The organism is Sulfurospirillum sp. HTRB-L1 (genome assembly GCF_059415125.1).
The window spans coordinates 40124-65481 of record NZ_JCAHZR010000009.1 but is presented as its reverse complement, the minus strand read 5'-3'; the positions used below and the strand labels follow the sequence as shown (position 1 = coordinate 65481).

Genomic DNA, 25358 nt, shown 5'->3' with positions numbered 1-25358 from the left:
CACGCTCACGTTGAGGATTTTGCCCGAAAGGCTTTGATTTTTTTCACCACCACAGGCAAAAGGGCTAACAAGCCAAAAAGTACGAGCACCAAGGCCATCTCTTGGGTGAAAATGTCCCCCAAGGCGTCGATGCGTGAAAGCTGGCTTCCCGCGTACGTGTAGGCAAATCCACCGGGGATGATGCCAATAAACGTGGTGATAAAAAAGGTTTTAATATCGATGCGTGTCAGGCCGCAAAAGAGGTTGACCAAGAAAAACGGAAACACAGGGATGAGCCGCAACGCAAAAAGGTAACTGTATCCGTCGCGCTCTAGTTCGGCGTTAAATTTGGCCAATTCCTTGACGTATTTTGCTTGCAAACTTTCTCCAAGCACAAAACGCGCCACGTAAAAACTCGCCACCGCCCCAAGGGTTGCGCCAAGGACGGCAAAAATAAGGCCAAAAAACGCGCCAAACATAAAGCCCGCCGCTAGCGAAAACACTGTCGCAATAGGAAACATGAGTGCCACAGATACCGCGTACAAACCCATGAGGCCAAGGGCGCTTAAGAGGTAATGTTCTTGCACAAAGACGAGTAAGGTTTCACGCTTGGCTTTGAGCATTTCAAAAGAAACGTAAGCATCAAGCCCAAGGGCTTTCACGAGCACAATAAGTCCCACCACGAGGGCAAGAAGGAGGAGTTTTTTCTTCACATTATCCCTTCAAAGAAGCAATCATACGTTTGGTTTTGTAGCGGTTTATCCAAGAAGCAAGTGTACTGTGTTTTGGCTGCGTGAGGGTTTTGGAAACGGTCTCATCAAAGAGCAAGTCCAGCAAATGCACGCCGTTTTTGCCGCCGCGTGACATGGAGTGGCAACACTCTTGGCAGTAGCTCACGATGGTCTCGCACTGGGTTTGGTGGGCGCGGCCGACCATCTGTTCACGGGCGAGTTTAGGGTTGGTGAGGGCTAGCATCCCGCCGCTTCCACAACACTGGGTTTTGTCGCGGTTAAATTTAAACTCCTCAAAAGGGAGTTTGATAGTACGCAAAATTTTACGTACCGCTTCGTGCAACGGCTTTTCAAGGCGCGTGGGACAGGGGTCGTGTAAGGCCACGGGCTTGGCATCGCTAAAGTCTCGCTGGGGCACACCTGCTTCTGCCAACACCTCGTACAAAGAGACGGTTTTAACATGAGGCGAGAGGGTTTTGAGGCTCATGTAGCAGTTTTCACACGCAGTGACAACGGTGTCTACTCCAAGCCTCGCGATGTCGCGCTCAAGCAAACTGTAATACCCCTCAAAGCGCTCCATGTCGCCCACCACGCGCATGGGCTTGCCACAACACTGCATGAGCACGTTGATGCCAGGGCGCTTTTCTTGCAAATGAGCGATGATGGAGCGCACCAAGTCGGGCGAGTACGAGCTCAGGGCACATCCGGGCATGAAGGCCATGTTGGAGTAGTTGTTGGCGCGGAATTTTTTGACAGTGGTAAAGGGTTTTGAAAAGCTCAACACTTGGTGAAACAGCACCGCACGGTAGCCGAAGTTTTTTAGCTCCGTAGGGGCAAGTTCCACTTTGCGCTTACCAAAATACTCTTCTATGCTGATGTCTTTAGGACACACATGGGCGCAATACCCACAGGCCGCGCAGGAGAAGGCCACACTTGCGGGAGATTCTTGGATGGTTTCAAGGAGTGTTTTGGGAGAGTCCGTAAACTCCCCCATCATCAAACACCCTTTCATGCACGCTTTACAGTCGATGCACTCAATGGAGGGGTTCATTGTTGCACAAGCACGTCGCTGATTTTAGTGCGAGGCCATTTTTCTTGGCCACCCTTGAGGGTGAAAAGTTGGTCTTTGCTGATGCCATTTTCAAGGTAAAAATCATAAGCACGATCCGCTCCGCCACCGCCACGTGGGCACACGATGATCACTTTTTGTCCAGGCTTGATAGAAGGAAGCACGGCGGCAAGGGCTGCTTTTTCTGCATCTGTTTTGACAGGGTATGCGTAGGTATCTACGGCACCTTTGAGGTGTTCTTTGTCAAAGCCAGGTTTTTCTTGGATGTCAACAATGACGAGTGACTCAGGCGCCGTACGCATCAACGCTGCTGTTTCTTCTGCTGTGATGTAGTTGTATTTACCACCAAAAAACCCAAACAAAGTGCTGTTTAGCACCACCAACAAACCTAAAGCTACCGCTACAGTGCGAAGCATTTTCATGAAAACTCCTAAAAAAGTGTTTACATGTAAGGGGGATGTACAACGTCAAAAAAGAGGGGAGATGGTACGTGAAGTAGCATGCTGCCTGTTGTACGCTCAAACCTTGAGCCTGTACATGAATGGCGAATTATAAAGTGCGTGTCCTTATATGTTGATTAAAAGTGGTAAAGCACAATTTACCACTCTTTTGTCACATTTGTTCTTTTTTATTTGTACGTATCATCTTGCACTAAAATATCGTTTATCTTGTCTCTTGGCCATCCATACTGCCCGTCGGTCAAGATGAACACGCGCGTCTTTGGTATACCGTTTTTCACCATGACATCTACTGCGCGCTCCGCGCCACCGCCACCTTTTGGACACACAATGACCACTTTGTCTTCAGGCTGAATCTGCCCCATGATAGCTACCAAGCGCCCTACTTCTTCGGCGGTATTTACCGGAAATGCGTAAGTAGGGATCGCCCCTTTGAGGTGCTCTTCATTAAAATCTTCCTCCACTTGGATGTCCACAAGCGCCACTGCACCGCCTTCACGCACCAGTTGCGCCACTTCGGGGGCATCGATGTAATTGTACGCCGCTTTTTTGCCGCCACACCCTACTAACACGAGGCCAAGCAACACTGTTGCCATCACCAAACGAAACTGCATAAGTACTCCTAAAAATGGGTTTACATGTAAAGAAAAAAGGGGGGATGACCACAGAAGCAGAAAGGGGTCGCATAAGATGGTCGCTTAAACTTAAGCCTGCATTGCATGTGGCGGTATTGTAAAGAAGATGGTCTTAATGTTTCATTAAATAGTAAATATTTTTTTACCCCTTGATTGAAATCAATCAATGCTTTTCCCGCCCGCCCTTGGTACCATGCCGACAACTTTTAGCTTCTTGTAAACATGTGTTTGCAAGAAGGGGAAGCACCAAGGGTGCGCGAGCCCTCCGCTGAGGAGAACTCAGCGTTAGCGTAGCTTTTGGGGCTTTGCCCTAAAAGCGTATCAAAAGTTCTGCAAGAACTCTAATGAAAAAGGAGATAATTTGTCTTACTCTATGTTTTGTGACCAATGCTCAATGAGCGCCATTAACGGATGCGGTGCCAAAGGCCAAGAAATCGGTACGTGTGGCAAAGATGCCAATCTGGCTAAACTGCAAGACATCATGATTTACGGGCTCAAAGGCTTAAGCGCTTACCGTACCCACGCCGACCAGTTGGGCGCTAACACCAAAGTCGTGGACGACGTACTGGCTGAAACCTTGTATTTCACCCTCACCAACAGCAACTTTAACTTCGACGAGCACATCGCGCAACTCATGAAGATAGGCACAGCGGGCATCGAGATGATGAACATCTTAAGCGACGCACACACGGGCCACCTTGGCGTGCCAACGCCTGTCACCGTGCCCCAAAACAAGGCTGAGGGCAAGGCTATCTTGGTGAGCGGTCACAACCTCGACATGCTCCAAAAACTTTTAGAGGCCACCAAAGACAAGGGCATCAACATCTACACCCACTCCGAAATGCTCCCCGCACACGGCTACCCAGAACTGCGCAAATACGCCCACCTCAAAGGCAACATCGGCAAGGCATGGTTTGACCAGACGACACTCTTTGAAAAATGGAACAGCACCATCATCGTCAACACCAACTGCATCGTGCCGCCAAAGAAAAGCTCCACGTACGTTGACCGCCTCTACACCTACTCTATTGTGGGCATCGAAGAGGGCAAGAAAATCATCAACGACGACTTCACGGACGTCATCGCCCAGACCTTAGCACTGCCTGATGTGACAGGATTTGAGAGTGATGAAACCTTGCAAACAGGTCACCACTACAAAACTATCCTCTCGTTGGCACCGCAGATTCTTGAAGCCGTAGCCGCAGGAAAAATCCGCCAGTTCTTTGTCATCGCAGGATGCGACGCACCGGGAAAAGGGGGCGAGTACTACCGCGAATTTGCCAAAAACTTGCCAGAAGATTGTGTCATCATCACCTCAAGCTGTGGGAAGTTCCGCTTTAACGACATCGACTTTGGCACTATTGCTGGCACAAACATCCCCCGCTACCTCGACCTTGGCCAGTGCAACGACAGCGTAGGTGGCATCCACATCGCCCTCGCCGTATCGCAAGCACTCAACACGCCCGTCAATGACCTGCCTATCTCCATCGTACTAAGCTGGATGGAACAAAAAGCCGTACTCGTGCTCCTTGCCCTCTTTAGCATCGGCATCCAAAACATCTACCTCGGCCCAAAACCGCCACAATTTGTGAACGACGACATCTTCGCCTTCTTGCAAGAACACTTCAACTTGCACCTCACGGGCGATGTGGAAAGCGACATGGAGAATCTTCTCATTAAGAAAACTGCGTAAATCTTTACATGTAAAGATGAGGAAGCCTCAAGGGGCTTTCTCTATTTCTTTAAACGACCAGCCAACCAAACTCTTTTAATTTCTCTACGCGTTCAAAAAATTTCTTTTCCAAAATATCCGAAAATTCCATTTCCTCTTTTAATGCTCTTTTATCTTTAGAATAAGAGCTTATGGGTTTACGCGTAAAAAAAGGCATTGACCCCAATAGTTTGAGGCGCTCTATGTAGTGCGGCATTTTATCGGCATAGATCAAAGCCATCTCTTTGGCCCGTCTTAAAAAATCTGAAAAAGAGACATCCAATTTTTGACAAATCACTTTAAAATCGTTGGGTCTAATGTTTTGCTGTTTGCCATTGATCGTTAAATGTGATTCATACCCATAACATGAATCATAAATAGCCGTTGTTGCAACATCGTAAAGTGGCGACATAAACGAACGGTTTTTGGTGTGCATGATGCTTAAATTTTTTGTGTGCATATCTTCATGGACAATTAAAAGTGAATAAAAAAGATAGTGTAAAAAAATCAACCGCTCCTTTTTATCTAAAAGCTCTTTGGCGACCCTTTGCGCCATTTTTTCAGTTGAAGTATCGTATCTCGTTTCGCTATTGAGTCCCATCAAAGAAGAGACATTGGTTTTGGCAAAAACGCTATTTTGGTACTTGTCAAATCGTTTGACGATGTAATGCCAATCTTCTCCATCTTTGATGATAGCAGACCATGGCACATCAAAGCCCAATTCATTTTTCGCAAAACTCATGTGCAAGTGTTCATTTACCGACAAATAGGGAAGATATTTTTGTAAAGTAGGATCGGTATAATCTTTGTTGTATGGCTTGATAAAATAATATGTTGGCTCACTCATGTGTGGTTCTCGCAAGATTTTATTTGCCTCATCCATGATAATGTGCATTTTGTGTTGTTGCCCCGATAAGCCAAATTGAACAGAGGGTTGCGTTGCTTTGGCTATATCTTTGATAAACAATTTTTCCTTATCGATTTTAATATCCAGTGCTAGCACATTGGGAAAGTCGTGGCTGCCCAAAATCTCTTTTTTGTGCGTATGGTAAAAAATACCGACATCGCTATTGGGCGTTAAAACACTCTTCTCTTTTGAAAATGACAAATCTCCCACATTTTGTTCAAGCGCTAACAATAATGCAATAGGAGAAGATGTTTTTTCTTGGTATTCCAACGCTTGCCTGTCTATCCCCTCTGGCAACAACTCTTCAAATACGGGAAATAACTCTACAGATTCCATAAGTGCAAAAGGAGTATCCAATGTTGGAATGATTTCGATGGGCTCAGAAAAAAGATAATGAACATCGTAGGAAAATATAAACTTTTCCAAAGATGCCGAAAACCCAACAACGCCAGCGTATCTTTTGTTCTTGTACACATAGGCAAAAAAGTCCATGATTTCTTCAGGAGAGCGAAGTCTATAGGTCGTGCTTGAAGCACTGCCATAAGAGACAACTCTTCTTAAAGTGATTAACGCTTTGATGTGCCTTTGTAACGTTCTTGGCTCAATTTTGTATTTAAAATTGCTTATTATTTCACTTAAGGATAGGTTGGTTTTTTTGTCAATAAATAGTTTTAAAATATCGATATACTCTCTTTTTATCTTCATATTTTATCCTTAAGGTTATTGCGACATATATTTAGTTATATTTAAGTTAATGCAAATCATAGAGTTATTAATATTAAAATATACTGAATATGTGTCGCGATAAACTTGAAGTGATTTTTGAGTCAAATGCATAGTGAGTTTTCTTTACATGTAAAGAGGCTTCTCTTTTGTCTAAACTTTATGCTGAAAGTTAAAAGTTTAACTCCTCTCTTTTTCTTTACTGTTTAAAAAACCTGCGTAAATCTTTACATGTAAGAAATAAAATTACATTATTGTATCTTTTATTGAAAAGAACTTTTTGACCATATCTACTCCTCTTCAACCAACCTCTGGCGAATCCCTTTTAACTCCTCTTGACGTTTCTCATCCGTTTCAGGGTAATGCATATCGAGCGCCTTAAACGTATCCAAAAGAATATTTGAAATGATGAGACGCGCATTTTTTTTGTCGTCTGCGGGCACGATGTACCATGGGGCATGTTTGGTGCTGGTTGCGCCAAGGCAGGACTCGTAGGCATGCATGTACTGTTTCCAGTATTTTCGCTCTTCCAGATCTGCGAGGCTAAATTTCCAGTTTTTATTGGGTTTGTCGATGCGATCAAGAAAGCGTTTTTTCTGCTCATCTTTGGAGAGATGGAGGAAAAATTTGATGATTTTTGTGCCGTTACGGTGGAGATGGTTTTCCAAATCCATGATGGAGCGGTACCTCTCTTTCCAGACCGTCTCTTCATCAAGTACACTATCGGGAAGTCCTTGACCTTGCAATATTTCAGGATGAACACGAACAATGAGCACTTCTTCATAATAGGAACGGTTAAAAACGCCTATCTTTCCACGCGCTGGAAGAACACACGTTGTGCGCCAGAGAAAATCATGCTCAAGTTCAGCGGCAACGGGGTGTTTGAAGCTAAAAACCTGACAGCCTTGGGGATTAATGCCTGAGAGAACATGGCGTATCACACCATCTTTTCCCGCCGCGTCCATGGCTTGAAAGATCAACAGTACGGCATATTTATTGGACGCGTAGAGCAGTTCTTGCAAGTCGCTTAACTCTTTTACGCCCTCTTTGAGCGCATCTTCGTACTCTTCTTTGTCTTTGTAATAGGGTTTAACAAGGGTGGGGGACTTTTTAAGGTCAACCTTTTCGCCCTCTTGCACGAGAAAATCTTCTGTTTTTAGTTTCATGATTCATCTTTGTCCTTACATGTAAAGTCTAAATGGGGCTATTTTAAAGCACTTTCAACTTCTATCGTCTCATCATTCACTTCAATCACTTCGCCAGCGACAATTTTAGCGCGTTTTCTAAGCTCCACTTCACCGTTTCGTTTCACCTGTTCCTCCTCGATGAGCATCTTAGCTTGTGCGCCACTCTCCGCAACTCCCGTAACTTTAAGGAGTTTAAACAACTCTATGAACTCATCTTCTAATTCAAATTTCATTTTCGTTCCTTATATTTATGGCTAATACTATCCGAATTCATCTTTACATGTAAGGATGAAAAGGCAGGTTCATATTTTCCCTGTTTGCTCCAAAACTTCTGATTGTTTTTGCTATAATCGCTGGGTGTAAATAAATGAGACTTTGGATTTTTAATGAGACTAGATAAGGGTTGTTTTGATTTTGAAAAGTAGCCTGCCCCTGTTTTCCACTAATACATATAAAATCAGCAGGCTTGTGTTTTCTTTGTTTGGTCTTGCAGTATCGCCAAAAACCGCCCTACAGCCCGTTTTCCCTCAGTATCTTCACCAATTTTTCATCACTGATATTCTCTAGTTCTGTTTTTGAATATATCTCCAAAAGATAGATTTTTTGCGCTATTTTTTTGAAAAAAACCACCCTAAATCCGCCGCTTTTTCCTGTGGGGATGGAGGCGTTTGCGAGTCTTATTTTGAAGCAATGATTCCCTAAATCCACCGCCGTGTAGGTTTCTTGGGTAAGTTCATGTTGTAGTATTTCGAGGTCTTGGGTTATGCGTTTGTACTTTTTGGCAAGTTTTTTGACGGACTTGATAAAATTAGGCGTTGGAATTATGGTTAAGTTCATCGATTAGCTCGCTTAGTGTACCCTCTTTGAGTTCGCCTTTTTGCATCTGCGCCACTTCTTTGCACGCACTGTCAAAGCCTTCGTAAAACATCTTTTCTTTTTGCGCTACTAGGTAAGATTTGATCGCTTCGGTGATGATGTCTGTTCTGTTGAGCGCGAATTGCTTCGTAAATTCATCCATCTCATCCACAAGATACGCAGGCAATCTCAGTCCGACTTGTTGCTTTTCTAGCTGTTTTAAACTGTGCACCTTGACCTCCTTTTGTTTGACAATATTATATATACTTGATATACGAAAGTCAAGAACACCTACAAAGGATGCGCCACTTGGCCTTCGTAAAAAGGCTGGCAAGCTCCTTCGTTTTTGGGTAGCCTAGCCACGTCTGTTACTTTTCCAAAAAGCGATGAGGCCATGTTTACCACCGTGTTGAGCGTGGTTTGCGTTACTTTGATGCTTGGTTTAGAAAGCGCGCCTTGGATTTCTTGTTCGTATTTGGCACATCCGTTTTTTTCTAAAATCCCAAAGCGCACACCCAAAAAGCGCTCATTGACCATGTCAATCTTGCCTTTAGTAGCTACACGGTTTTTGCCCGTGGACATCGCCACATCTTCGAGGGTTGCGATGCCTTTTGCCAAGGGAACCTTTACATGTAAATGTTTAATGGCCGTTACGCCGCCCTTCATCCCTTCGTACGCCCTAGCCCCTTTTGCGGAACTTGAAAGCATAAAACCCAACGGTCCTGCCACCAAGAAAGAGCCTACATCCATGAGCCCGACGTTTTGCGTGCCTTCATATCCCGAGAGGATTTTGTCCAAATCGTACCCTTTGATGCCCACATTTTTGCCCTCAAAAACCACGCTTCCCTCAAGGCTTTGGCGCACCTGTTTTTGCGTTCCCGCGAGAAAATCAAGATTGATTTGCATGTCTACAGTGCCCTCTAAAAGGTCATTTTCCAACACTTCTTTAGAAAAATGCGCCAACTTTAGCTGAGGAATGTGCTCCCTTAAGTGCACCTTTGGCGTCGCTAGGTTCAAATCTACTGTCGCGCTCCCTTTAGCCCTAGAATCAAAAACCGTATAGTCCATCTGAGAGATGTCCAAAAGTCCCTCTTTTAGGCTTGCCGCCACATCGATGTTGTAAAGGTTGTATGCTTCATGGTTTACTTTTTTGATGCTTCCCTTGGCCAAAAAAGCCAAAGCTCCCACTCCTTGCTTGGTGCCGTCATAAAGTATGTCCGTGATGGTCATGTTCACGTTTTCCATGGTCACTTGGGTGCTTGGCTTGCCCTGCGTTTCTTGTCGGATGCTCACTTCCGCCTCTTTCAAGGTCAGATAATCCACCTTAACCTCTTTAAAGAGCAAGGGAAACAGCCTCAAAGCAATCGCAAACTCTCGAACTTTTGCGACATTGCCCTCTTGACTTGCGCGAATGTCTCTCGCGCTCACCCCAAAAGGCATCAAAGAGAGCTTGATGTCCCCTTCGATACGCACATCATACCCCGAAGCATCCTTGATGCTAGCTTCAAGAGGTTGCTTGTATTCGTTCAAATCCACCACCATCACAGCAACCACAAGGCCAGTGATGGCTACGGCCAAAAAAGCGGCTAGACCTATGAGAATTTTACGCATTAACGTTCCTTGGACAAAAAGTATAGCATTATACCAAGGAGCGGCAACGCACCGAAAAAGCCTTACATGTAAGGCTTTAAAATAAACGACGTGCAGGGGATGCAGAAAAGTTCCTTGTTAAAAAGTATAGAAGATATATTCCTTGCTTACAAAGAATATATTCACTATAAATATGGTATTATGTGGAATATATTCCTTATAAATATATATTTACAAAGAGTAATTCCACATAAAGGTATAAAATGGTAGATTCAATTCTTTTAGAGGATAATCAACACTGGATCAATCAATCTGCGTATGATGCATATACTCCAAGAAGTCTATTGAAAAAAGCCGCAAGTTATCTTGCTACAAAAGAGATAGTGGCACTCATTGGGGCGAGAAGAGTGGGTAAGTCAACCCTTGCAAAGCTTCTGATTAAAAACCTTATCCAAGAGAAAAACGTACACCCAAAACAAATATTTTTTATTAATCTTGAAAAACCAGAGTTTATACCCTATAAACATGACCCAACCTACCTTCAGGTGATATATGATGAGTATCTCAAGCTTGCCAACCCAAACAAAGAGGAGAAGATATATTTTTTCATAGATGAGATACAAGTGTTTGAAAAGTGGGAGCTGTTTATCAAGTCAAAATACGAATCCTCACCTATAAAATTTATCATCACAGGCTCAAACTCTTCGCTGCTTACCTCAAACTACGCCACAACACTCACGGGAAGAGTTCTAAGACTTCAACTAGATAGTTTTAGTTTTAAAGAATTTTTAGAGTTCAAACACATTCCCCACGCACATGCGTTAGATAAAACGCGCTACAAAATAGATATCAAAAGATACCTTGAAGAGTATTTACAATGGGGCGGATACTACAGTGTCATCTCTAACGAGGATGAGATGATAAAAAAAGAGTACCTTAGACAAATAGCAGAAGACATCATTCTAAAAGATATCGTCCCTAGATACAATATCAAAAACTCAACTGCCATCAAAGACCTTTTTTATTACCTTGTATCCAATGCGACAACACTTATCAATTACTCAAGTCTTGCAAAAAAGATTAACATCGACCCCAAAATGATCAAAGAGTACATAGGATATTTTGAAGATAATTTTCTCATTTCAACCATCCCCCAATATCACAACAAACTTACAACTCAAATAAGCTCTTCAAAAAAACTCTATCTAAACGATAACGGATTTTTCAACATAGGGACAAATCGCACCACCGATACAGGAAAAAGGGTGGAAAATCTTGTATTTATTGAGCTTTATAAAAAAGACAAGGAGCTTACTTTTCTAAAAGAAACCTACGAGTGCGACTTTTATACACAAGACTCCCTTTATCAAGTCACTACATCCATCGAAAATGAAACGGTACGAAAAAGAGAGTTGCGAAGCTTTGAGTACTTTTTCAAAAATGAACATAAAAAGAATATTCTCATTGTCAAAGATGACTATCAGGCAATGCAACACAACCATGGAGATGTGGAAATTATTTCTCTTTTTGAGTGGTTGTTAGATGCGTGCTAAAAGTACCAATACACCTTCGTCCATAGCACATTTTCTACAAGTTTTCCGCCATATTCGGTTCCTTTGCTGCCACCGTTGGTGGTGTAGGAAATATCAAGGTTTGTGTTGTTTTTGAAGCTGTATGTCACTCCAAGGGCGTTTTGCATGGAGCGGTCTTCGAGGTTGTAGCTGTTTTTGTAGTACACGGAGCTGTACAAGAGGCCAAAGGGTTCTTTTTGGGTGATTTTGGTGATGAAATACTGCTTATCCCAAAAAGGCTCCTTGGGAGAGGTTTTGTTTTTTTGGTAAAAATACTCGCCCGTGATGGAGAGCTCTTGCGCGGTTAAGTACTTAAACCCCACCAAATACGCATAATCATCCACGCCCAAAGTTTTGGCAAATTCGCCGTGGATTTCAAAGTTGCTTTGGAGGTTTTTGGAAAAATCAAACCCGATTTTATCGTGGTCATCACTGGCGTACATGTAAAGCAACTCGATGTCTGTATCCAAGTAAAGCATATAGAGTTTTGCCCCCAAATACGTCCCTTCTTTTCCCTCAAAATCCTCATTTAACCCCCGCTCTTTTTTGAGGCCCAACAGGTCAAAGGTGATGTTTTGCAGCTCCCCGCTGTAGCTTTTGTTGTAGCGGTAATTAGCCAAAACGTAGCCCTCTCTAGAAGCTTCTGGGTCATCGGGGTTTTTCTTACGGTCAAAAAAAGCAATCGGGTTTACAAAATAGCCCTTGCCCCACCTGGGCGTCTTTTTACCCACTTCAAGGAGGTGGTTGATGTCAAACTTATACTGCCCATACAGTTGCGCAAGGGTAAGGCCCCGCTCCACCTTTCCATCGCTGTCGCTGTAGTTGGCCATGCCCTCACTCTCAAGCTTCCATGCGTCTTTAAAGTAGGCAAATTTCACATTCGCCTCACCCAAATACGTCTGCATACTCTCTTTGTTTTTACTCGGGTACATAGGCGAGTCGGCATTGAGGAGTTGGTGCTTTGCTTCGCCTTTGAGGTAGCCACTCAGCGTGTAGGGCTTCACCTCAATGGCACTCATGTCAAAATCATAATCACTCGCGCACGCACACACGCCAAGCAACACACATGCACACACCCGTTTCATCTAGCGCAGCTCCTGTACTTTGCCCATGTTTTCGATGGTGAACACCTCATCGGCCAACACCTTTGGCTCCATCTTCCCGATGACCAAGATGGACTTATACCCTTTGTATAAAGGCGAATCCGTTTCAATCACCGCAGGCCGAACGATGCCACCACCAAACGCTTTAATGTCTTTAAAATACAAGGTTTTAATGAGCATACCCGTGGACGTGTAACAGATGATTTTCGTGGGCGTAGTGGTCGCGGGATCCACGTACATGATGAGCTTATCGTAGGCGATGGTGTCGTTTTTGGCCTGAAGGTCAAGGACAATTTCCCCTGCTTCTTCGCGTTGACTTACCACGTCGTACTCTACTGCATAATCCACTTGCATGATGTCGCTGTTATTAAAGACGCCACCCGTGACACTTTGCATGGAGGTGATGCGGATGGGCTTGCCCACATCAGGCAAATACAGCCACATGTTTTCCCCAAGGCGCAAGGTACTGCGCCCTTTTTCGCTATCGGGCTGTAAAAAGAGGGAAAGCATTTTGTCTTTGTCTTTTTTGAGCTGGTAAAGCAAAAACTCTTTTTTTGACCCATCAGGTTCAATGTTGACAAGCTTTCGGTAGGTTTCAGTGGAACTTGGCGCCATTTTTGCGTCGATTTTTTCCAAAATGCTTTGCTGCCCAAAGGCCGCTACTGCGGCTAAAAGTGTCATAAATAAAAATCTTTTCATCTGTGCCTCCTAAAATGTTCGTAGTGCTTCGACGGGGTCTAACCGCGAGGCTTTGAGTGCGGGTGAAAGTGACGCCACAAGGGAAATCAAAATGACAATAATCCCCGCACTCACCGCTTCGCTTACACTCAAGCTAGGACTTAACACGAGTCCCGTTTCCCGCCCAAAGCTGTAGGTAATCTTGACAACATTAAGCAGTGCCACAAGCCCAAAAGAGAGCATACTTCCCACGACGGCTCCAAAAACACCGAGCATCAACCCCTCGGTTAAAAAGAGTTTTACAATAGTAAAAGGCCGTGTGCCCATGGCGGCGATGGTGCCGATTTCCCGCACCCGCTCATACACACTCATCACCATCACGTTAAGAATAGAGATAAGGACGATGGAAATCAAGATAATCTTCATAGACAGATTCATCACATCAAGCATCCGAATGATATTGTAAAAAGGGCTCAATTGCTCCCACGTATGCACTTCAAAGGCAGGTTTACCCTCTTTGTTTTGTTTTTGAGCGATGGGCGCCAACGAAGCCGTAGCTTTTTCAAGGGTGCTTAAGTCCTTTAGCCGCACGACAATCTCACTCACTTCCATCCCCTGCCCCATGCGTAGGATTTTTTTGGCATCTTCAAGGGTAATGTACCCGTCTTTTCCCCCAGGCCCTGTGATTTGCCCGACGATGCCACCGACTTTGACATTGATGCCATTGACCGAGCCTGCTTTGTTGTTGGCCACAAGGACGATGGTGTCGCCGACTTTTGTTTTCATGCCATTGGCAAGCAGTTCGGGGATGAGCACTTCACCAACGTTAAAGCCCTCTTCAAGACCCGTAACTCTTTGTTCTAAACCAGGAAGTGTTTTGAACTCTTGTTCGGGGATGATGGCGTTGAGCCTAATGTTGGTGGTACTTTCAAAGTTGGAGAACATAGCACCAAATTTGATTTTAAAGGCATAACTCTCCACGTACGGATTCTCTTTGAGCTCTTTTTCGATGAAATCAATAGCCGTTTGATTGAGGTTTTTATCTAAGGGCAACGTCTCCACCGAAGCCACGTAGCCTTTTTTGTGAATCTGAATGTGCCCCATGTTGGAGTCTGTAATTTGGCCGACCATGTAGCCCTTAAAGCTTCCCGAAAGTGCCGTATACAAAAGCACAAACACCACACCAAGGGTGATGAGCGACGCGGTTAACAGGGTTCTTCTGCTGTTTCTTTTGAGGTTTCTAAAAGAGATTTTAATGATATTGTTCATTTGGTCATCCTTTCATCTGACACAATCAATCCATCCACAAGCGTGATAACCCTGTCCACATTAGAAACGATTTTTTCATCGTGCGTCGCAAACACAAAGGTGGTGTGAAACTCTTTTTGAATCGCCTTCATGAGTTCGATGATTTTGTGGGCCGTTTTAGTGTCCAAGTTTGCCGTAGGTTCATCAGCAAAGACGATTTTAGGATTGCTCACCAACGCTCTTGCGATGGCGACCCGTTGCATCTGGCCGCCAGAGATTTTATCAGGCGTTTTGTCCTTGTGCTCTTCCATACCCACCGCCCGAAGCAATTTCATCACCCGCTCTTTTCGCTCCTCCTGGGGAAGGTTTTGAATCATAATGAGAGGGTATTCCACGTTTTCATACACGCTTAACACGGGGATGAGATTGAAACTTTGAAAGATAAAGCCGATGTTCGTCCCTCTAAAATCCGCCCTCTTGCTTCTGCTAAGCCCTGTAACTACGGTGTTGTCGATGACAATCTCGCCTCTAGTGGGCGTGTCAAGACAGCCTAGCATGTTAAGCACCGTGCTTTTGCCACTCCCACTTGGGCCAACCAATGAGATAAACTCCCCTTGCCCGATGGATAGCGAAAAGTTTTTAATCACCTCTTGCTCCAACTCCCCTACTTTGTAAACTTTTTGAAGATTTTTTGCCTCAACCATAGGATGGTTCCTTTCCCTATTTTTAAGAAGTATGGGCTTCGCACCTTAACATCTTGTTAACCCTTTGTAGATGAGAGCTTAATTTTACAATTAAGTATAAAATTAAAGAGATTTTGAAACATATTCAATTTTTCCACACCTGTCACATGTATTACAAGGCACCTTTTTGCTTTTACGTTGCTTTTATTTCAACTAGCCTATACTCAATATTTAAATGCCATAAGCCAAGGAATTACATGTGAGTACAAGGCTGCTTCTCTTGCTTCTTTTTCTCTCCTTCACAGAGGCCCATGCTTCGCTCAAAAAAGTGACCTTGCAGCTTTCGTGGTTTGACCAATTTCAATTTGCGGGCTACTACATGGCCAAAGAAAAGGGCTTTTACGAAGAGGTGGGATTAGACGTTGAGATTGTGCCTTTTGCTTTCGGGGTTGATGTTTTAGGTAGTGTAGAAGCAGGAAAAACGGACTTTGGCATTGGGCGCGAATCGCTCATCATCGACCGGGCGCGCCACCGGAAAATCGTCGCGCTATACGCACTGTTTCAAGTGAGCCCTTTTGTGTTTCTTGCCACCGAAACTTCAGGTATTCGCTCCGTAGAAGATTTTAAACACAAGCGCATCATGGTCACCAAAAACGACACCGAAGAAGCCTCCTTGCAAGCCTTGTTTCACTCCCGCCAACTTGGCCCCACAGATTACACGCTCCTTCCGCACAGCCACGACATTCTCTCCTTGGTCGAAGGCGACACGGACCTTATCTCCGCGTACCTTTCCAAAACCCCTTTTGAACTTGAACGCCTAGGGGTTCCTTACCGCGTGTTTTACCCCAAAGATTACGGGTTTGACATGTACAGCGACTTTCTCTACACCAGTGAAGGGATGATTGAGCGCGACATTGCCGCCGTCAATGCCTTCAAAGACGCCTCGTTAAAAGGCTGGGAGTATGCCTACGCCAACATAGAAGAAGCAGCAAGATACATCTTTGACCACCGCAACACGCAAAACCTCTCCTTCGACGCGCTTTTTTATGAAGGCACCACACTCAAAACACTCTCCTACTACCAAACCCAAGCCCTAGGGCACATCGACAAAAACAAGCTCCAACGCATGTACGATTTGTACAATGTCATGGGACGCATTCCTAACCAAATCACCATTAGCGAATTTGTTTTGCACCATTTTGGTCTCCTTGCCCCCGAGGAAAAAGCTTACCTCAAAGAAAAAGGGCACATCACCGTGTGCGCTGACCCCGCGTGGATTCCTTACGAGCGCATTCAAGATGGCGCTCTTGTGGGCGTGAGTGCGCAGTATCTAAGCCTCATTGAACCGCTCATTGGCACCTCTTTTACCCTGCTTCCCACCCACAGTTGGGAAATGTCCCTCGCCTACGCCAAAAACCGCCATTGTGACGTTCTCACCCTCGCCGCCTCCACGCCACAGCGTGCTGCTTACCTTGACTTCACCAGTCCCTACTTTAACACCCCTTTTGTGATTGCCACGGCTAGCGAGACCCCTTTTATTACTGATTTTGCACAGGTGATTGACAATCCCATTGGGGTGGTGGCAGACTACGCGGTAGCTGACATCCTCAAATCCCGATACCCAGAGGTAAACCTCGTTAAGGTTGAGAGCATTGCAGAAGGGTTAAGGCTTGTCGCCAGAGGGGATTTGTTTGGCTTTGTGGACAGTTTAGTGACGATTAATTATGTTCTACAGCAAGAATACACGGGGCTACTAAAGATTGCAGGAAGGGTAAATGGAGAGTATTCCCTTGGGTTTGGCGTGCGAAACGATGAACCCCTTTTGCGCAGCATCTTAGAAAAAGCGCTCCACACCATCGACGAAAAAACAAAGCAAAGCATCAGTAGCCAGTGGACAAACGTGCAGGTTGAAAAAAAGTTTGATTACACGTTGTTTTGGAAAATCTTTTTTGCCCTCGGCCTTGTATTTGCCCTTTTGGTAGTGCGTTATCGCATCATCCGTTCTTACAACACCCAAATCAATAAAAACCTCTCCATCATCGACAAATACGTCATCCTCTACCGCACCAACGCACACGGCATTATCACCCACGCCAGTCGCGCCTTGTGCGAGATGTGTGGTTACACAAAAGCGGAGCTCCTGGGAAAACCCCAAGAGATTTTTTACCATCCTGATATGAATCCTGAAATTATCAAAGGCCTTTGGGGAAACCTCACCCAAGGCAAAGGCTGGCAAGGAGAGCTGCAAAACAAACACAAAAATGGCTCCATGTATTGGGTAGACGCGCACCTTTCTCCCGCCTTTGACAAGCACGGTGCCATCGAAGGCTACAACGCCTTTTGGCACAACATCACCGACAAAAAACGCATCGAAGCCCTTTCCCACACCGACACCCTTACCAAAATCCCCAATCGCCTCTACCTTGACACGTGCTACAGTGAAAAACTCAAACGCGCCAAACGGTACAAGGAGGTTTTTTCCATCATTATCATCGATGTGGATTATTTTAAAACAATCAACGATACCTTCGGGCACAGCGCAGGCGATCACATCCTTGTCGAGATGGCTAGCTTGCTTCAATCTTCCGTCCGAGACAGTGATGTTTTGGGGCGTTGGGGTGGCGAAGAATTTGTCATCATTTGTCCCAATACTACCAAATACGAAGCCGCCATCCTTGCGGAAAAGATACGAAACATTGTCCAAATCTCCGCATTTAAAAAAGGGGCAATCCGCCTTACATGTAGCTTTGGCATTGCCCATTTTGAACCCTACGATAACGCCATCGACACCCTCAATCGCGCCGATGAAGCCTTATACCGCGCCAAAAACAGTGGAAGAAATCAGGTCGTTTTAGACACCTAGACGTGCTTTAAGTGTAAAATCATATTTTCTCCCTATAGCAATAATATTACAAATCCTATATAATTCATCATAAATACGTCGATTACTTCATTCGTATTATTTCTCCTCATAGGAATTATGATGAATCCGCACAAAATATTTCGTCTCTTTTTGGCCAGTTGGCTCATGATGGGAGTTTCCCTTTGGGCCGCGCCTTCAACGACATTGGTGTATGCAAGCACCAAAGATATCCGCGACATCAACCCGCACCTCTATGGGGGCGAGATGGCCGCACAAAACATGGTCTTTGAACCTCTTATCCTCAACACTCGCGAAGGATTAAAACCGTGGCTAGCCCAAGATTGGGAGATTAGCAAAGACGGTAAAACCTACACCTTTTTCTTGCGCAAAGACGTGGTTTTTAGCGATGGCACCCCTTTTGATGCCAAGGCCGTTAAACAAAACATTGACGCAGTGCTTAGCAACTTTAAACGCCACGCGTGGTTAGAACTGGTCAATCAAATCGACAAAAGCGAAGTGCTCGACACCCACACCTACCGCCTCACCCTTAAAAACGCCTACTACCCTGCCCTTGAAGAACTGGCCCTCACGCGTCCTTTTCGTTTTCTCTCGCCCCAGTGTTTTCAAGAGAGCGAAACCAAAAATGGCGTTGCTTGCCTTGTGGGCACTGGCCCTTGGGTGCTAAGTGAACATCGCCGTAATCAATTTGCCCACTTTGAAGCAAACCCGACCTACTGGGGCGAAAAACCCGCTTTATCTGCGGTGCGTTGGCGTGTGATGCCTGACCACCAAACCCTTCTTCTTTCCCTTCAAAAAGGAGAGATTGACCTGCTTTTTGGAGCAGATGGGGACATGGTTGACCTAGACTCCTTTGCCGCCCTTGAACGCCAAGGTAAATACCGCACCCTCATGAGCCAACCCATCGCTTCACGGGCCGTGCTCATCAACACCAACCAACCCATCACCAGTGACCCCAATGTCCGCCAAGCCTTGCAACATGCCATCAACAAAGAAGCCATCGCCAAGGGGATTTTTAATGGCTCTGAAGTCATCGCCCACACCCTCTTCTCCCCCACAACACCCTATTGTGACGTGGAGCTCCCTTCTTACATGTACGACCCCGCCAACGCCAATGCTTTGCTTGAAAAAGCAGGCTGGGTCAAAGGGAGCGATGGCATTCGCGCTAAAGAGGGCAAACGCTTAACGTTGGAAATCTCCTTCAACGCCCAAAACGCGCAAGAGCGCACCATCAGTGAATTTATCCAAAGCAACCTTAGGGCCGTAGGCGTGGAACTGCGCATCATCGGGGAAGAAAAACAGTCGTTCCTTGACCGCCAACAATCGGGCAATTTTGACTTGCAATACTCCCTTTCATGGGGCGTGCCTTACGACCCTCAGTCTTACATCTCCTCTTGGCGCATTCCCGCCCACGGGGACTTTCAAGCCCAACGGGGACTCCCTAAAAAAGCGTGGCTAGATGAAACCATCACCCGTGTGCTCATTGAGTCAGACAGCGCGACACGCCACGCACTTTACGCCCAGATGCTCCGCTATGTACACGACGCGCACGTCTACATCCCTCTTACCTATTCGCGCACCAAAGCGGTCTTTTCACCCAAGGTACAAGGGGTGGACTTTAGCCTCTCCCAATACGAGATTCCCTTTGAGCGCATGAGCCTTTCGCGCTGATGTTTCCTTATGTGCTTAAACGTTTAGCACTGAGCCTTCCTCTTCTCCTTGGGGTTTCGCTGGTCACTTTTGTCCTTATGTACTTAAGTCCCAGCGACCCCGCCGAGGTTGCGTTACGGGTTAATGACATCCTTCCAACCGCTCAAGCTGTAGAGGAAATGCGCGAAGAATTGGGCCTAGACAAGCCCTTTCACCTGCGCTATGCCCATTGGTTGATTGGAGTTTTGCAAGGAGATTTTGGCAAAAGCTACGTCACGGGCCGCTTGGTGTTTGATGAAATCATGCACGCCTTTCCCGCCACCCTCATGCTTGCAAGCACCGCCTTGGCTATGGGTTTAGTACTAAGCCTTAGCATCGGCATTTGGTGCGCACTGCACGAAGAGAGCCTTGGCGACAAACTCTTGCGCAGTGGCGTGTTTATCCTCTCGGCCATGCCCAGTTTTTGGCTAGGGCTTGGACTGATGTGGCTCTTTGCCTTGCATTGGGATGTGCTTCCAAGTAGCGGTATGGAAACACCCAAAAGCATCCTTCTTCCCGCCCTCACCCTTGCCCTTGCTTACACGCCCACCTACACGCGCCTCATCCGCAACACCATGGTGCAAACCCTCAATGCCCCCTTTGTGCTCTACGCCAAAGCGCGCGGGTTGAAGCCTTGGCAAATCGCGCGGCACGTGTTTAAAAACTCCCTGCACCTTTCCATCACCGCCCTTGGCATGTCCATCCCCAAACTTCTTGCAGGCACGGTGGTCATTGAGAGTATTTTTGCGTGGCCAGGGGTGGGGCGGCTGTGCATCAGTGCCATTTTTAACCGTGATTATCCCATGATTCAATCCTACGTGCTTTTGATGGCGACACTGTTTGTATTTTTTAACCTGCTCTCCGACCTTGCCAATGCCCTCATTGACCCAAGACTCAAAAAGGCATTGTGATGGGATTTTGGCAAAAACTGTGGCGCGACCCGTTAGCAAAACTTACCCTCGGAGTCATCGCGCTTGTACTCTTAGGCGGGATTTTCGCCCCCTTTCTTGCGCCCAATGACCCCTTGGCGCCCCACCTTGAACACAAACTTGCCTCCCCTAGTGCACTTTTTCCTTTGGGGGCGGACCATTTGGGCAGATGCGTGCTCTCACGCTTACTCTTTGGCATCCGCACCACCTTGTTTTTGGCCTTTTTTGCCATGGTCATCACCCTTGGCATCGGCACCCTTGTGGGCGTGATGGCGGGGTATTTCAAGCGCTTAGATGGCCTCTTGATGCGCTTGTGCGATGTGATGCTCTCTTTTCCTGGGGAGTTGATGATTTTGGCCATCGTGGGGATGTTGGGGCCTGATGTGTGGAACATGTTTTTAGCCATCATCCTTGTCAAATGGGCGTGGTACGCCAGAATGGTACGCACCCTCACCCTGCGCTACGCCTCCATGCCCTTCATGGACGCCTCACGTTTGTGCGGTACTCCGTGGCACAAAACCCTAAGACGTCACCTCTTGCCCTTGCTTGCCACCGACATCGCCGTGCTTGCAAGCCTCGACATGGGCGCGGTCATCTTGCTCATCTCCACCCTTTCGTTTTTGGGTTTGGGCGTACAACCGCCCACGCCAGAATGGGGCATGATGCTCAGTGAAGCCAAAAATGTCATGTTTTTTTACCCTGAGCAAATGCTCCCTGCTGGCCTTGCCATCATCCTCATGGTAGCGGCTTTTAATTTCTTGGGCGATAGCATCCAAAATGCCCTCAATCCCACCCATATCCTCCGCCAAAAAGAGGGCCTATGAGCGCCTTACATGTAAAGAATCTAAGCATCTTTCACGGCCAAAACCCTTTGGTTACTGACGTGCATTTTACACTTCAAGGAACACTGGGCATCATCGGCGAAAGCGGGAGCGGAAAATCCCTTACATGTAAAGCCTTGCTAGGTCTCTTGCCCCGCTCTTTACATGTAAAGGGGGAAATCCGCTTTGAAGGATGCGTGCTTAGCGAAGCAAACGCACACACGGTGCGCGGGAAAAAGGTGGGGTATGTTACCCAAGATGCCATGAACGCCTTTGACCCACTGTACCGCATCGGGGCGCAGTTTGAGGAAACCTTGCGCGCCCATGGCTCTTCGCGCGATAATGCGCGGGCCAAAACAGACCAATGGCTTGATTGGGTAGACTTGCCTTCTTCCACAGCGCGCGCCTACCCCCACGAACTTTCCGGCGGGATACTACAGCGGGCCATGATTGCCCTTGCCCTCTCTCTTGAACCCCGCGTGCTCATTGCCGATGAGCCAACATCGGCCCTTGATACCCTCTCCCAATACCGCGTTATCGAGCTTCTTAAGCGGGCTAAAAAAGAGACTTCCATGGAGCTTGTCATCGTTTCCCACGACCTTGGGGTCATTAGCGCACTGGCACAGCATGTGTTGGTCATGCGCCAAGGAGTGTGCGTAGAATCAAGCACCCTTGACGCGCTTTTTCACGCACCTACCCACTCCTACACACGCCACCTTGTGGGCCTTTACCACGAACGTAGCGCACCTTTTTTAGGAGAAACGTATGATATGCATTGAACACCTGAGCAAATCCTACCACCACGCCAAACCCGTGCTTAATAAGGTCAGTTTACATGTACACCAAGGGGAACGTTTGGGCATCATAGGCCAAAGCGGGAGCGGAAAAAGCACCTTAGCGCGGCTGCTTTTAGGGCTTGAAACGCCAGAATCTGGCACCATTACCATTGATGGCTTACCCCTTAACACGTGGCAACGCCAAAACCCAGGCCGTTGCACTGCCGTGTTTCAAGACTACGCCAATGCCCTCAACCCCATGCTTCGCGTGGGCCACAGCCTCAAAGAACCCTTGGAGGCTGTGAAACTCCCCTACGATGCCCGCGCCATTGGGGCCTTGCTCGAACAAGTAGAACTCCCCGCCCACGTAGCACACGCCTACCCCCATGAACTTTCCGGCGGAATGCTACAACGAGTTTGCCTCGCGCGCGCCTTGGCCTCAAAACCCAAAATCTTAGTGCTTGATGAAGCCCTAAGTGCACTGGATGTCTCCACCCAAGCCCAGATGCTTTCCTTGCTCCTTTCCCTTCAAAAGAGGGATGAGATGACCACTCTTTTCATCGCCCATGACCTGTACGCCACCTTGAAACTGTGCAGCCGCTTGGCCTTTGTGCAAGAAGGATGCATCGTCTCTCATTGCCAAACATGCGACGTCCACGAACACACCCACCCTTATGTGAAGGAGCTTTTCCATGCCCACCTCTTGGCCTAACGCACCCCAAACGACGCAGCCTTTGTTTATCGCGCCCATCACGGAGGCTTCTTTTGATGCTTTTGGAACCTTTTTGGCCCATTATTGCAAAACCTACTACGGCCCAAGACTTTCGGTGGACAAATACGCGCAAATCCACACCACCCTTGCCCATGAACAGCGTACACGTGAGGGGAAGTTTTTTGGCGCCTTTGATGGGGCGGGAACCTTGGTGGGAAGCCTTACCCTAAGCACCTACGACCACCGCATTAAACCCCTCAACCCCTTGCTTCCTAAGGGAAAGATAGCCGAAGTGGGACGGTGTTACATCGCCCCTTCCCATTGGCGCCAAGGCATCGCCACGAAGCTTTTTCACACCGCCCTAAGCGCGGCGCGGCCTTACAACGCCCTTTACTTACACACCCACCGTTTTTTACCTGGCGGGTTGGCCTTTTGGGAGCGGATGGGGTTTGAACCCTTGCTAGATGAGGGCGGGGGTTGGGAAACGGTGCACATGTGGCGCCCTTTGCACCCTAAAGAAGTTTTTTAAACAAGGCCTCAAGGGTTTGGGTTTGGGGATGAGAAAGCTGATAGCCCTTAGCGTTAGCACACAAGCCTAGCATGGTTTTTCCCATGGTGCGCGCGCCTAAAAGTTTAGCGGATGTTTTGAGTGTTCCAAGGGTGCGAAAAAAGAAGCGCCCTAGCAGTGAAGGGGCGGCACATGAGCCGACCAATACAGCCTTTTTTGTCAAAGGCACGTTGCGGTATTTTGGCGCGAGAGAACCCCACGGCCAGTAACCAAACACCGCCATGCGCTCCAAAAGCCGTTTAAATAATGCCGACACATCTCCCATGTTGGTGGGGCTGATAAACACATAAGCCCCTGCTTCTTCCAAGTCTTTAAGAATGCCTTGAAAGTCATCTTCAATCACACAGCCAAGCGGCTGGACGGAGAGCATACACGCACGACAGTTGGTGCAAAACGCCAAAGGAATGTCGCGAAGCATTATCGTCTTTGTGCGCAGTCCCTTGGAGGCAAAATACGCTACCGCAAGCTGTGCTGCTTGGTCTCCCACGCCTCCCGTGCGGTAAGCGCCATTGATGATGCACACATCAAAAGAGGGCATTGATTTTCTCTATAAAATCCAACGGGTCGATGGGCACGCCTTGCACCATAAACCCAAAGTGCAAGTGTGGGCCCGTAACACGCCCACTTGCGCCACTTAGGCCCACCACTTCCCCTTTTTTCACACGGGTTCCCACAGGATGCGGTAAGGAACTGAGGTGGTAATAAACACTATACACCCCTTCCCCGTGGTCAAGAATAACCGACCCGCCAGCGTAGTAGCGGTCTTTAGCAAGTACCACCACACCATCGTTTGTCGCGACAATGGGCGTGCCCACAGGAGCGCGAAAATCCGTCCCCGAATGGTAGCTTTTCAAGGAGTCATTAAAAACCCGCGCATTGCCAAAATCACTTGTAATGGCACTTTGCATAGGAAGAGCAAAAGGGCTATTCCAGTGTCGCGTTGGCGTAAAGGTAGCGTACAACGCCATGGCCTCTTCCCGTTCGGCCCCAATGCGTGGCAAGGCTTCTTTGGGCGGTGAAACATGAGCAGGGTCAACGCTGAGGGTCTCTTTTTTGTAGTCCCCTTGCTTTACATGTAAGCGCACCAACTCTTTTTTTTCACCCACAATACGCACAAGGTCGATGTCCTCGCTGTGACGGTAAGGCACTGCCACAAAAGCGATGCGTTTACTAGGGTCTTTGGGGTGGGCCAAAAGAGGCAACGGCCCGCTCTCTTTGAGCAGTGTCTGAGTGTCTCCATCTAATTCCAACACCGCGACCGTGCCATTGATGACTTCATAGGCACACAGTTGCGCGATGAGGGCAAGAAAAAGAAAGAGTTTTTTCATGGGGCAGCAGCAAGAAGTGCGCGCTCTTTAAGTTTGCCTTCTAGCCAAAAAGGCGCAAAGGGCACCAAGGAACAGGCGAAGCAAAAAAGAAGAAATTTCAGACTCCAACGGTGCGCACGCCACACATCCGCTAACGCAAGCACAAAGAGTATAAACAACACCCCATGGGCCATCCCTACGATGCGCACAGGCTCAGGGTCGCCGGCCATGTATTTGATGGGCATGGCAAAGGTTAAAAGCGCCAGATAGGAAATCCCCTCTAACACACTAATCATCCGCAACCGCCCAATGCTTGAAAAGACCATTTTTTCTCCCTTAGTTAAAACAGGCATGGTAGCGGATTTTTTTAAATTCTTGGTAAATTTTAAGGCACTTGGGCTAAGTTTTGTTTGTTATAATGCTGCCATGAAACATTTAAGAGGCTTTAGAAAACGGTACTTTTCATTGGCAGTGATTGCCATGTATTCTACGCTTTATAGCGTATGCAAAGCCAGTACAAACTTCAAATACCACCTGCGTGCCTTTG

General features: G+C 46.9%; 26 protein-coding genes. 9 read left to right on the top strand and 17 right to left on the bottom strand.

The features are described 5' to 3' along the window. Positions 1 to 5: 5 nt before the first annotated feature. From AC5SLM_RS12865 to AC5SLM_RS12850, 4 genes are all read right to left on the bottom strand, one after another. Positions 6 to 692 (bottom strand): TVP38/TMEM64 family protein, encoded by a 687-nt coding sequence (locus AC5SLM_RS12865; RefSeq protein ID WP_495251372.1) that lies wholly within the window; start codon positions 690 to 692, stop codon positions 6 to 8. A gap of 1 nt (position 693) precedes the next feature. Next, on the bottom strand, positions 694 to 1761 hold the full coding sequence (locus tag AC5SLM_RS12860) for a (Fe-S)-binding protein (protein WP_495251371.1): 1068 nt from the start codon (positions 1759 to 1761) through the stop codon (positions 694 to 696). Next, positions 1758 to 2201 (bottom strand): rhodanese-like domain-containing protein, encoded by a 444-nt coding sequence (locus AC5SLM_RS12855; protein ID WP_495251370.1) that lies wholly within the window; start codon positions 2199 to 2201, stop codon positions 1758 to 1760. The genes AC5SLM_RS12860 and AC5SLM_RS12855 overlap by 4 nt, the downstream gene beginning before the upstream one ends. 206 nt (positions 2202 to 2407) lie before the next feature. Beyond that, positions 2408 to 2851 (bottom strand): rhodanese-like domain-containing protein, encoded by a 444-nt coding sequence (locus tag AC5SLM_RS12850; protein WP_495251369.1) that lies wholly within the window; start codon positions 2849 to 2851, stop codon positions 2408 to 2410. A gap of 382 nt (positions 2852 to 3233) precedes the next feature. Between AC5SLM_RS12850 and hcp the strand changes: the two genes are divergently transcribed. After that, positions 3234 to 4565 (top strand): hydroxylamine reductase, encoded by a 1332-nt coding sequence (gene hcp, locus AC5SLM_RS12845; protein WP_495251368.1) that lies wholly within the window; start codon positions 3234 to 3236, stop codon positions 4563 to 4565. A 49-nt stretch (positions 4566 to 4614) separates the two neighbouring features. Here the strand turns inward: hcp and AC5SLM_RS12840 are convergent, their stop codons facing one another. The 6 genes from AC5SLM_RS12840 to AC5SLM_RS12815 form a co-directional block, all read right to left on the bottom strand. Next, on the bottom strand, positions 4615 to 6195 hold the full coding sequence (locus tag AC5SLM_RS12840) for a type II toxin-antitoxin system HipA family toxin (RefSeq protein ID WP_495251367.1): 1581 nt from the start codon (positions 6193 to 6195) through the stop codon (positions 4615 to 4617). Between the two features lie 308 nt (positions 6196 to 6503). Beyond that, positions 6504 to 7379, bottom strand: coding sequence for an ADP-polyphosphate phosphotransferase (locus AC5SLM_RS12835; protein WP_495251366.1), 876 nt, complete (start codon positions 7377 to 7379; stop codon positions 6504 to 6506). Between the two features lie 38 nt (positions 7380 to 7417). After that, entirely contained in the window at positions 7418 to 7633 is a 216-nt protein-coding gene (locus AC5SLM_RS12830; protein WP_495251365.1) for an RNA-binding S4 domain-containing protein, read from the bottom strand. Positions 7634 to 7910: 277 nt separating this feature from the next. Further along, complete coding sequence (locus tag AC5SLM_RS12825) at positions 7911 to 8237, bottom strand: type II toxin-antitoxin system RelE/ParE family toxin (RefSeq protein WP_495251364.1); 327 nt, start codon at positions 8235 to 8237, stop codon at positions 7911 to 7913. Further along, entirely contained in the window at positions 8209 to 8487 is a 279-nt protein-coding gene (locus AC5SLM_RS12820; RefSeq protein ID WP_495251363.1) for a ribbon-helix-helix domain-containing protein, read from the bottom strand. Before AC5SLM_RS12820 ends, AC5SLM_RS12825 begins: the two co-directional genes overlap by 29 nt. A gap of 59 nt (positions 8488 to 8546) precedes the next feature. After that, on the bottom strand, positions 8547 to 9866 hold the full coding sequence (locus AC5SLM_RS12815; protein ID WP_495251362.1) for an AsmA family protein: 1320 nt from the start codon (positions 9864 to 9866) through the stop codon (positions 8547 to 8549). Between the two features lie 242 nt (positions 9867 to 10108). Between AC5SLM_RS12815 and AC5SLM_RS12810 the strand changes: the two genes are divergently transcribed. Further along, the gene (locus AC5SLM_RS12810; protein ID WP_495251361.1) at positions 10109 to 11398 is read left to right on the top strand and encodes an ATP-binding protein; all 1290 of its coding nucleotides are present in this window, start codon (positions 10109 to 10111) and stop codon (positions 11396 to 11398) included. On the opposite strand, the gene AC5SLM_RS12805 is transcribed toward AC5SLM_RS12810, so the two are convergent. Genes AC5SLM_RS12805 through AC5SLM_RS12790 form a run of 4 tightly spaced genes read right to left on the bottom strand, consistent with a single transcriptional unit; the run spans position 11395 to position 15149 of the window. After that, complete coding sequence (locus AC5SLM_RS12805) at positions 11395 to 12501, bottom strand: hypothetical protein (protein ID WP_495251360.1); 1107 nt, start codon at positions 12499 to 12501, stop codon at positions 11395 to 11397. The genes AC5SLM_RS12810 and AC5SLM_RS12805 overlap by 4 nt on opposite strands. After that, positions 12502 to 13218, bottom strand: a complete 717-nt coding sequence (locus tag AC5SLM_RS12800) for an outer membrane lipoprotein-sorting protein (protein WP_495251359.1) — start codon at positions 13216 to 13218, stop codon at positions 12502 to 12504. It lies immediately after the preceding gene. 9 nt (positions 13219 to 13227) lie between these two features. Continuing rightward, positions 13228 to 14466, bottom strand: a complete 1239-nt coding sequence (locus AC5SLM_RS12795) for an ABC transporter permease (RefSeq protein ID WP_495251358.1) — start codon at positions 14464 to 14466, stop codon at positions 13228 to 13230. Continuing rightward, a complete protein-coding gene (locus tag AC5SLM_RS12790) occupies positions 14463 to 15149 on the bottom strand; it encodes an ABC transporter ATP-binding protein (RefSeq protein WP_495251357.1) in 687 nt (228 codons plus the stop codon). Before AC5SLM_RS12790 ends, AC5SLM_RS12795 begins: the two co-directional genes overlap by 4 nt. A 238-nt stretch (positions 15150 to 15387) precedes the next feature. Here AC5SLM_RS12790 and AC5SLM_RS12785 point away from each other — a divergent pair, with 238 nt between their 5' ends. The 7 genes from AC5SLM_RS12785 (at position 15388) to AC5SLM_RS12755 (ending at position 23465) form a co-directional block, all read left to right on the top strand. Continuing rightward, positions 15388 to 17991 (top strand): diguanylate cyclase, encoded by a 2604-nt coding sequence (locus AC5SLM_RS12785; protein WP_495251356.1) that lies wholly within the window; start codon positions 15388 to 15390, stop codon positions 17989 to 17991. A 120-nt stretch (positions 17992 to 18111) separates the two neighbouring features. After that, positions 18112 to 19680, top strand: coding sequence for a nickel ABC transporter substrate-binding protein (gene nikA / locus AC5SLM_RS12780; protein WP_495251355.1), 1569 nt, complete (start codon positions 18112 to 18114; stop codon positions 19678 to 19680). Then, positions 19680 to 20609 carry a nickel/cobalt ABC transporter permease gene (opp1B, locus tag AC5SLM_RS12775; protein ID WP_495251354.1) on the top strand — a complete coding sequence of 310 codons (930 nt, stop codon included), beginning with the start codon at positions 19680 to 19682 and terminating at the stop codon, positions 20607 to 20609. The genes nikA and opp1B overlap by 1 nt, the downstream gene beginning before the upstream one ends. Then, positions 20609 to 21451: a nickel/cobalt ABC transporter permease gene (opp1C, locus tag AC5SLM_RS12770; protein ID WP_495251353.1), complete on the top strand. Its 843-nt coding sequence runs from the start codon at positions 20609 to 20611 to the stop codon at positions 21449 to 21451. The genes opp1B and opp1C overlap by 1 nt, the downstream gene beginning before the upstream one ends. Then, complete coding sequence (locus AC5SLM_RS12765; protein ID WP_495251352.1) at positions 21448 to 22227, top strand: ATP-binding cassette domain-containing protein; 780 nt, start codon at positions 21448 to 21450, stop codon at positions 22225 to 22227. Before opp1C ends, AC5SLM_RS12765 begins: the two co-directional genes overlap by 4 nt. Then, entirely contained in the window at positions 22214 to 22936 is a 723-nt protein-coding gene (locus AC5SLM_RS12760) for an ABC transporter ATP-binding protein (RefSeq protein ID WP_495251351.1), read from the top strand. The genes AC5SLM_RS12765 and AC5SLM_RS12760 overlap by 14 nt, the downstream gene beginning before the upstream one ends. Further along, on the top strand, positions 22917 to 23465 hold the full coding sequence (locus tag AC5SLM_RS12755; protein WP_495251350.1) for a GNAT family N-acetyltransferase: 549 nt from the start codon (positions 22917 to 22919) through the stop codon (positions 23463 to 23465). The genes AC5SLM_RS12760 and AC5SLM_RS12755 overlap by 20 nt, the downstream gene beginning before the upstream one ends. On the opposite strand, the gene AC5SLM_RS12750 is transcribed toward AC5SLM_RS12755, so the two are convergent. The 3 genes from AC5SLM_RS12750 to AC5SLM_RS12740 are packed head-to-tail and all read right to left on the bottom strand — an operon-like array spanning position 23449 to position 25137. Continuing rightward, entirely contained in the window at positions 23449 to 24042 is a 594-nt protein-coding gene (locus tag AC5SLM_RS12750; RefSeq protein ID WP_495251349.1) for a flavodoxin family protein, read from the bottom strand. The genes AC5SLM_RS12755 and AC5SLM_RS12750 overlap by 17 nt on opposite strands. Beyond that, positions 24029 to 24832: a peptidoglycan metallopeptidase Pgp3 gene (gene pgp3, locus AC5SLM_RS12745; RefSeq protein ID WP_495251348.1), complete on the bottom strand. Its 804-nt coding sequence runs from the start codon at positions 24830 to 24832 to the stop codon at positions 24029 to 24031. Before pgp3 ends, AC5SLM_RS12750 begins: the two co-directional genes overlap by 14 nt. Then, positions 24829 to 25137 carry a DUF3817 domain-containing protein gene (locus AC5SLM_RS12740; RefSeq protein ID WP_495251347.1) on the bottom strand — a complete coding sequence of 103 codons (309 nt, stop codon included), beginning with the start codon at positions 25135 to 25137 and terminating at the stop codon, positions 24829 to 24831. Before AC5SLM_RS12740 ends, pgp3 begins: the two co-directional genes overlap by 4 nt. Between the last annotated feature and the right edge of the window lie 221 nt (positions 25138 to 25358).

What these genes read in the sequence shown, in the direction of transcription:
- AC5SLM_RS12850 (WP_495251369.1), bottom strand. Translation starts at nt 2,851, where the DNA reads ATGCAGTTTCGTTTGGTGATGGCAACAGTGTTGCTTGGCCTCGTGTTA.
- AC5SLM_RS12750 (WP_495251349.1), bottom strand. Translation starts at nt 24,042, where the DNA reads ATGCCCTCTTTTGATGTGTGCATCATCAATGGCGCTTACCGCACGGGA.
- AC5SLM_RS12755 (WP_495251350.1), top strand. Translation starts at nt 22,917, where the DNA reads ATGCCCACCTCTTGGCCTAACGCACCCCAAACGACGCAGCCTTTGTTT.
- AC5SLM_RS12800 (WP_495251359.1), bottom strand. Translation starts at nt 13,218, where the DNA reads ATGAAAAGATTTTTATTTATGACACTTTTAGCCGCAGTAGCGGCCTTT.
- AC5SLM_RS12805 (WP_495251360.1), bottom strand. Translation starts at nt 12,501, where the DNA reads ATGAAACGGGTGTGTGCATGTGTGTTGCTTGGCGTGTGTGCGTGCGCG.
- opp1C (WP_495251353.1), top strand. Translation starts at nt 20,609, where the DNA reads ATGGGATTTTGGCAAAAACTGTGGCGCGACCCGTTAGCAAAACTTACC.
- AC5SLM_RS12825 (WP_495251364.1), bottom strand. Translation starts at nt 8,237, where the DNA reads ATGAACTTAACCATAATTCCAACGCCTAATTTTATCAAGTCCGTCAAA.
- AC5SLM_RS12810 (WP_495251361.1), top strand. Translation starts at nt 10,109, where the DNA reads ATGGTAGATTCAATTCTTTTAGAGGATAATCAACACTGGATCAATCAA.
- AC5SLM_RS12795 (WP_495251358.1), bottom strand. Translation starts at nt 14,466, where the DNA reads ATGAACAATATCATTAAAATCTCTTTTAGAAACCTCAAAAGAAACAGC.
- AC5SLM_RS12855 (WP_495251370.1), bottom strand. Translation starts at nt 2,201, where the DNA reads ATGAAAATGCTTCGCACTGTAGCGGTAGCTTTAGGTTTGTTGGTGGTG.
- AC5SLM_RS12835 (WP_495251366.1), bottom strand. Translation starts at nt 7,379, where the DNA reads ATGAAACTAAAAACAGAAGATTTTCTCGTGCAAGAGGGCGAAAAGGTT.
- AC5SLM_RS12830 (WP_495251365.1), bottom strand. Translation starts at nt 7,633, where the DNA reads ATGAAATTTGAATTAGAAGATGAGTTCATAGAGTTGTTTAAACTCCTT.
- nikA (WP_495251355.1), top strand. Translation starts at nt 18,112, where the DNA reads ATGAATCCGCACAAAATATTTCGTCTCTTTTTGGCCAGTTGGCTCATG.
- AC5SLM_RS12740 (WP_495251347.1), bottom strand. Translation starts at nt 25,137, where the DNA reads ATGGTCTTTTCAAGCATTGGGCGGTTGCGGATGATTAGTGTGTTAGAG.
- pgp3 (WP_495251348.1), bottom strand. Translation starts at nt 24,832, where the DNA reads ATGAAAAAACTCTTTCTTTTTCTTGCCCTCATCGCGCAACTGTGTGCC.
- AC5SLM_RS12760 (WP_495251351.1), top strand. Translation starts at nt 22,214, where the DNA reads ATGATATGCATTGAACACCTGAGCAAATCCTACCACCACGCCAAACCC.
- opp1B (WP_495251354.1), top strand. Translation starts at nt 19,680, where the DNA reads ATGTTTCCTTATGTGCTTAAACGTTTAGCACTGAGCCTTCCTCTTCTC.
- AC5SLM_RS12790 (WP_495251357.1), bottom strand. Translation starts at nt 15,149, where the DNA reads ATGGTTGAGGCAAAAAATCTTCAAAAAGTTTACAAAGTAGGGGAGTTG.
- AC5SLM_RS12840 (WP_495251367.1), bottom strand. Translation starts at nt 6,195, where the DNA reads ATGAAGATAAAAAGAGAGTATATCGATATTTTAAAACTATTTATTGAC.
- AC5SLM_RS12860 (WP_495251371.1), bottom strand. Translation starts at nt 1,761, where the DNA reads ATGAACCCCTCCATTGAGTGCATCGACTGTAAAGCGTGCATGAAAGGG.
- AC5SLM_RS12765 (WP_495251352.1), top strand. Translation starts at nt 21,448, where the DNA reads ATGAGCGCCTTACATGTAAAGAATCTAAGCATCTTTCACGGCCAAAAC.
- AC5SLM_RS12815 (WP_495251362.1), bottom strand. Translation starts at nt 9,866, where the DNA reads ATGCGTAAAATTCTCATAGGTCTAGCCGCTTTTTTGGCCGTAGCCATC.